The organism is Cellulomonas sp. P4_B5_2 (assembly GCF_056402235.1).
In genome coordinates this window covers 1-4,921 of record NZ_JBFUHU010000288.1, presented here as the reverse complement: position 1 = coordinate 4,921, position 4,921 = coordinate 1, and the positions used below count along the sequence as shown (strand labels likewise).

Genomic DNA, 4,921 nt, shown 5'->3' with positions numbered 1-4,921 from the left:
CGACCGACGGCGCGGTGACCGGCACGTCGTTCGCGAGCACGACGCCGTTGCCGGTGGCGCCGCCGCGCAGCTCCTTGGCCAGCGACCGCAGCAGCCCGTCAACGCCCTGGCGGGCCGCGGCGACCGCGGGGGCGTCGTCGGCGACGGCTGCGCGCGAGACGGTGATGACCCGACCGCCGCGGGGCAGCGACTTCAGGACGGCGCCGACCTCGAGCACGGGCTCCGACAGCTGGTCCGGGTGGGTCAGCTCGGTGAGGGACAGGACGACCGCGGAGTACCGCGTGCCGGGCGTCGCGTGGCGGTGCACGTCGAGGTTCCAGTCGGCGGACAGCAGCCCGGCGAGCGCGTCGGACTCGGAGCCCCGGCCGAGCACCAGCACGGCCCCCTCGACCAGCGGCTGCCCGGCCGCGTAGCGCTTGAGGGGCGCCGGCTGGGGGAGACCCAGCTGCTTCGCGAGCTTCTTGGTGAACCCGCTGTTGACCAGGTTCAGGTAGGTGTCCGTCATGGTCATGCCGCCTCGAGGATCGCGGTGAGGCCCAGCCCGCCGGCTGCGCAGATGGACACGAGCGCACGCACGGGCGTGTCCGAGCCGGACGCCACCTTCCGGCGGTGCAGCTCCTTGCTGATGGTCGCGATGATCCGTCCACCGGTCGCGGCGAACGGGTGCCCCGCGGCGAGCGACGAGCCGTGCACGTTGAGCTTGGCGCGGTCGACGGAACCGAAGGCGCCCTCCAGGCCGAGTCGGGAAACCCCGAACTCCTCGGACTCCCACGCGGCCAGCGTCGTGAGCACGGTGGCCGCGAACGCCTCGTGGATCTCGATGTAGTCGAAGTCGGCCAGGGTCAGCCCGTTGCGGGCGAGCAGCCGCGGTACCGCGAACGCGGGGGCCATGAGCAGGCCGTCGTCGCCGTGCACGAAGTCGACCGCACCGGCCTCGGCATCGACCAGCGAGGCGAGCGGGACCAGGTCGTGAGCGTCCGCCCACTCCTGCGACCCGAGCAGCACGGCCGAGGCGCCGTCGGTCAGCGGCGTCGAGTTGCCGGCCGTCATGGTCGCGGGCGTGTCCAGGCCGAGGCCGAACGCGGGCTTGAGCTTGGCCAGCTTCTCCAGCGAGGAGTCGGCGCGCAGGTTGGCGTCGCGCGTCAGGCCGCGGAACGGGGTGACCAGGTCGTCGAAGAACCCGGAGTCGTAGGCCGCGGCGAGCCTCTGGTGGCTGGCCAGCGCGACCTCGTCCTGCGCCTCCTGCGTGATGCCCCACTGCGCGGTGGTCAGGGCCTGGTGCTCGCCCATCGACAGGTGCGTGCGCGGCTCGCCCGTGTTCGGCGCCGACGGAGCGAGGTCCTTCGGGCGGATCTTCGCGACGGCCGCGAGCTTCTGCCCGACGGAACGCGCGCGGGACAGGTCGAGCAGCGCGCGGCGCAGCCGGTTGCTCACCGCGATGGGCGCGTCCGACGTGGAGTCGACGCCGCCGGCGATCGCGGACTCGAGCTGGCCGAGGCGGATCTTGTTGCTCAGGGAGACGACGGTCTCCAGGCCGGTCGCGCAGGCCTGCTGGACGTCGTACGCGGGGGTCTCGGCGGAGAGGGCCGAGCCGAGGACGGACTCGCGGGTGAGGTTGAAGTCCTTGCTGTGCTTGAGCACGGCACCCGCGGCGACCTCGCCGATGCGCTCGCCCTGGAGGCCGTACCGGGCGACCAGCCCGTCGATCGCGGCGGTGAGCATGTCCTGGTTGCTGGCGCGGACGTACGGTCCGCCGGCGCGGGCGAAGGGGATCCGGTTGCCGCCGAGCACGTAGGCCTTGCGGACGCTCGGGGTGGGGGTGGGTCGGGCCATGAGGCGCGTTCCTCTCGCATCGTCGCTGAGCGGGGGACCGAGCGCGGGGCGCTCGAGGATGATGACGTGGTGTCCGAAACCCACAGTACCTGATACCTTCGGTCTCGTGAGCCCTGTCACACCGGGCCCGTCGAAGGCGACGGCCCTCACGCTGCTGAACTCCGAGGCCGGTCGTGCGCGACCGGCCTTGCCGACCCCCCCTGCGACCCGCCGACCGCCGGACGACGCCTTTGCCGCCGACGGTCGCTCGACCCGCTGGGCCGACCACCGCGAGGCACGCCGCGCGGAGCTCGTCCGCATCGCCCGCCGGACCGTCCACCACAAGGGTCCGGACGTGTCGATGGAGGAGATCGCCGCCGCGGCGGGCACCTCCAAGTCGATCGTCTACCGGTACTTCGCCGACAAGACCGGCCTGCAGATCGCCGTCGCCGAGGCCGTCGTGCTCCAGATCCAGGGGGCGCTCGAGGGCGTCCTGCGGATCGCGCCGACCCCCCGAGACGGCCTGCGCGCGATGGTCGCGGTGTACCTCGAGATGATCGAGTCGTCGCCCAACGTCTACGCGTTCGTTACGCGCAACGGCTCCGTCGAGTCCGGCGGACCGCTCGGGCACTTCCTCGACTCGGTGACCGCGCTGGTCGCCGCCCCGTTCGCCCGCGGGCTCACCGAGGAGCACGAGGGGCGGAGGACGGCTCGGAGGCCCGAGGCCTCCCAGGAGGACGACTCGGCTCTCGCCGCCCGCGTCGCGCTGGCCGAGTCGTGGGCCGCCGGCGCCGTCGGCTTCGTCCGCGGCTCCGGCGAGTGGTGGCTGGCCCACCGCGACGAGCCCGCCAGCCCGGACCGCGAGGAGCTCACCGCCCAGGTCGCCGCATGGCTCTGGGCCGGACCCGTCGGGCTGCTCGCCCGTGACCGCAACCGCACGTCCCCCGACCACACGCACGCCCCGGAGGAGTCCCGATGACCACCACCACCCCGCGCCCCACCGTCGACGCGCCCGGTTCTGGCGACCCGCGGCTCGACGCGGACGTCCGCAACGTCGACATCGCCCACCTGAGCAAGGTCCTGCTGGGGCACTACCCCGAGCTGCGCCTCGCCGCCCGCAACCTCATGGCCGACGAGCGGTTCCACCGGATCGAGGGCCTGACCCTGGCCGAGCACCGCGAGCGGGTCATCGGCCAGCTGCGGCTGCTGGTCGCCGAGGGTGACGTGCACCGCTCGTTCCCGGAGCGGTTCGGGGGCGCCGAGGACCACGGTGGCTTCCTGGCGCGGTTCGAGGAGCTGACGCACGCGGACCCGTCGCTGCAGATCAAGTCGGGCGTGCAGTGGGGGCTGTTCGCCTCGGCCATCTACCACCTGGGCACCGAGCGCAACCACGACGAGTTCCTGGCCGACTCCCTCTCGCTCGCGGTCCCGGGCGCCTTCGCGATGACGGAGACCGGCCACGGCTCGGACGTCGCCGCGATCGGCACCACCGCGACGTACGACCCGGCGACGCAGGAGTTCGTCATCCACACGCCGTTCCGCGCGGCGTGGAAGGACTACCTGGGCAACGCCGCTCTGCACGGCACGGCGGCGACCGTCTTCGCCCGCCTGGTGACCGCGGGTGTCGACCACGGGGTGCACGCCTTCTACGTCCCGCTGCGCGACCCGGAGACGATGGAGTTCCTGCCCGGCGTCGGCGGCGAGGACGACGGGCTCAAGGGGGGCCTCAACGGCATCGACAACGGCCGGCTCTGGTTCGACCAGGTCCGCATCCCGCGCACCAACCTGCTCAACCGGTACGGCGACGTCGCCGAGGACGGCACCTACTCGTCGCCCATCGCGAGCCCCGGCCGCCGGTTCTTCACCATGCTCGGCACGCTCGTGCAGGGCCGTGTCTCGCTCGACGGTGCCGCGGTCACGGGCGCCCGCCTCGGCCTGACCATCGCGATCACCTACGGCAACCAGCGCCGCCAGTTCAACGCGGCGTCGCCCACCGAGGAGGTCGTGATCCTCGACTACGCGGAGCACCAGCGACGCCTGCTCCCGTTGCTCGCGGAGACGTACGCCGCCGGGTTCGCGCACGAGGACCTGCTCGCCGCGTTCGACGACGTGTTCTCGGGCCGCAACGACACCCCGGAGACGCGCGAGGACCTGGAGACGCTGGCCGCCGCGCTCAAGCCGGCGTCGACCTGGCACGTGCTGAACACCCTCCAGGTGGCGCGCGAGGCCTGCGGCGGTGCCGGGTTCCTGGCCGAGAACCGCCTGACCAGCCTGCGCGCCGACCTCGACGTGTACGCGACGTTCGAGGGCGACAACACGGTCCTGCTGCAGCTCGTCGGCAAGCGCCTGCTCACCGACTACTCGAAGAGCTTCAAGCACCTCGACGCGACGAAGGTCGCCCGCATGGTGGCCGAGCGCGCGTCCGACGCCGCCCGGTACCGCACGCCGTTGCACCGGGCCGTGCAGACGATCGCCGACGTCGGCGACCCGCGCCGCTCGGCCGGCCAGCTGCGCGAGACGGCCACCCAGCGCGAGCTGCTGGTGGACCGCGTCGAGACGATGGTCGCCGAGATCGCCCAGGCGCTGCGCCCGGCCCAGAAGGCCGACCCCGCCACGGCTGCGGCACTGTTCAACGCGCACCAGCACGAGCTCGTCGAGGCCGCCCGCGCGCACGCCGAGCTGGTCCAGTGGGAGTCGTTCACCGCCGCGCTCGAGCGCGTCACCGACCCCGGCACCCGCCAGATCCTCACCTGGGTGCGCGACCTGTTCGGGCTCACGCTCATCGAGCGCCACCTCACCTGGTACCTGCTCAACGGCCGGCTGTCCGCGGGCCGCGCCCGGACGGTCACGTCCTACATCGACCGGCTGCTGGCCCGGCTGCGCCCGCACGCGCAGTCCCTGGTCGACGCCTTCGGCTACGAGCAGGCGCACCTGCGCGCCCCGATCGCGTCGGGCGCCGAGCAGGCCCGGCAGGACGAGGCGCGGGCCTACTACCGGGCGCAGCGGGCGTCCGGCGATGCCCCCGTCCCGGAGAAGCACAAGCGCTGATCCCCGACTGCGCGCCGACCCGGCGCGTCGACCCGACGCCTCCACCCCCCGAGGCGACGGC

At 73.3% G+C, this 4,921-nt stretch carries 3 protein-coding genes and 1 pseudogene; 2 read left to right on the top strand and 2 right to left on the bottom strand.

The genetic code is table 11. The annotated features are described in order from the left end of the window. Both AC1DUQ_RS17650 and AC1DUQ_RS17645 read right to left on the bottom strand, forming a co-directional pair. Positions 1–511, bottom strand: a pseudogene (locus AC1DUQ_RS17650) (3-oxoacyl-ACP reductase); the annotation flags it as partial. Then, positions 508–1,833, bottom strand: a complete 1,326-nt coding sequence (locus AC1DUQ_RS17645; protein WP_477061076.1) for an acetyl-CoA C-acetyltransferase — start codon at positions 1,831–1,833, stop codon at positions 508–510. The gene AC1DUQ_RS17645 and the pseudogene AC1DUQ_RS17650, both read right to left, overlap by 4 nt. Positions 1,834–1,939: 106 nt before the next feature. On the opposite strand from AC1DUQ_RS17645, the gene AC1DUQ_RS17640 reads away from it, so the two are divergent. Together AC1DUQ_RS17640 and AC1DUQ_RS17635 are read left to right on the top strand one after the other, a co-directional pair. After that, entirely contained in the window at positions 1,940–2,791 is an 852-nt protein-coding gene (locus tag AC1DUQ_RS17640) for a TetR family transcriptional regulator (RefSeq protein WP_421743265.1), read from the top strand. Further along, positions 2,788–4,860, top strand: a complete 2,073-nt coding sequence (locus tag AC1DUQ_RS17635; protein WP_477061077.1) for an acyl-CoA dehydrogenase family protein — start codon at positions 2,788–2,790, stop codon at positions 4,858–4,860. Before AC1DUQ_RS17640 ends, AC1DUQ_RS17635 begins: the two co-directional genes overlap by 4 nt. The last annotated feature ends 61 nt before the right edge of the window (positions 4,861–4,921 follow it).

What these genes read in the sequence shown, in the direction of transcription:
- AC1DUQ_RS17635 (WP_477061077.1), top strand. Translation starts at nt 2,788, where the DNA reads ATGACCACCACCACCCCGCGCCCCACCGTCGACGCGCCCGGTTCTGGC.
- AC1DUQ_RS17645 (WP_477061076.1), bottom strand. Translation starts at nt 1,833, where the DNA reads ATGGCCCGACCCACCCCCACCCCGAGCGTCCGCAAGGCCTACGTGCTC.